This window comes from Rhizobium sp. No.120 (genome assembly GCF_054558365.1).
In genome coordinates, this window is sequence record NZ_BAAJNQ010000051.1 from 1 (window position 1) to 1,310 (window position 1,310).

General features: G+C 61.7%; 1 protein-coding gene. It reads right to left on the reverse strand.

Going from position 1 to position 1,310, the window contains the following annotated elements; all coding sequences use genetic code 11:
* A partial coding sequence (locus tag ACYJRZ_RS31880) for an amidase (RefSeq protein WP_459465521.1) occupies positions 1-1,224 on the reverse strand: 1,224 nt, incomplete at its 3' end.
* Between the last annotated feature and the right edge of the window lie 86 nt (positions 1,225-1,310).

Here is a 1,310-nt window from a genome sequence, read left to right on the forward strand (position 1 = left end):
AAAATTGCCGATTGCCGTATTGCGCAGCGTTCTGCCATTGATCTTTACGAACAGCTCGTCATCGGCTTCCAGGGGGCCAAGCGCCGGCGCAACATGAGCAACCGTCGGATAGGCGATGAACTCGTTCGGCGCAAGCGTCGCGGCAACCTCCTTGACCAATTGCTCGCGCACTTTGAGCGTTTCCAGATAGCCGACCAGCGTCGTCTTCTCTCCGAGGCGTGTCCGCGCGACGACACGCCGATCCATGGAAGCGGCTTCCGGTCCTGCCAGACGGCGGTGATGCAGCACGAAGGCCTCGGCAGTAACCAGCGGCCCATACTCGGCCATCAGCTCAAAGAGCCTTTCGAAAGCTGGAAAGGCAGCTCGTCGGATCTTAACGCCAGCGGCACTCAATCTTGCCAGCGTCGCCTCGAAAGCTGCAAGAACACCATCCTGCGCATCATCCATGACGACATTTGTCGGCACTACGATGGAAAGCCCGGCGGCTTCGGTACGCTCTCCCTCGGGGACAAAGCGCCCACGCATTGCGGCATCGACCCAGATCGCATCCTGGACGCTGCGGCACAGCGGACCGAGCGAATCGAGGCTAGTCGACAGTGGAAAGACGCCGCGCATGCTATAGCGGCCATGGCTTGCCTTATAGCCGACAAGGCCATTGAAAGCAGACGGTATGCGCACCGAGCCGCCCGTATCCGTGCCGATCGCAACCGGCACGAGACCTGCCGCAACCGCGACGGCAGACCCTGAGGACGAACCGCCCGGAATGCGCGCGACATCCGTCGCCAGCGGGTTTAGCGGCGTGCCGTAATGTGGATTGAGGCCGAGGCCGGAAAAGGCGAACTCGCTCATATTGACCCGACCGACGGCAATCATGCCGGCAGCCTTCAGCGCCTTGACGACATCGGCATCGTCCTGCGCGGGCTCTGCATCCGCAAGCACGATCGACCCGGCTGTGGTCGGCAGCCCGCCAATTGCAAACAGATCTTTCCAGGCAACGGGAATACCATCCAGTAGCCCGCGCGAACGCCCCTCGCGCAGCCGTCGCGACGAAGCTGCCGCCTCTTCCTTCGCGCGCGTTTCCAACAGCCGCGTGAAGATCGCCTGATCCTTGTAGGTTCGGATGGCATCCAGGCTTTCCTCGGCCAGCGCGACGGGATCGAGACTGCCGGACTGGATCAGGACGGACAGTTGCGCAATCGATTTGCCAAGATGTGTCGCTGTCATTGGCCTCGGTCTCCTCTGCTGCCGACCAGCTGCATCCAGCGGCGCACGAGATAATTGTGCTCATCCATTGTCGTATTCCAGACGGC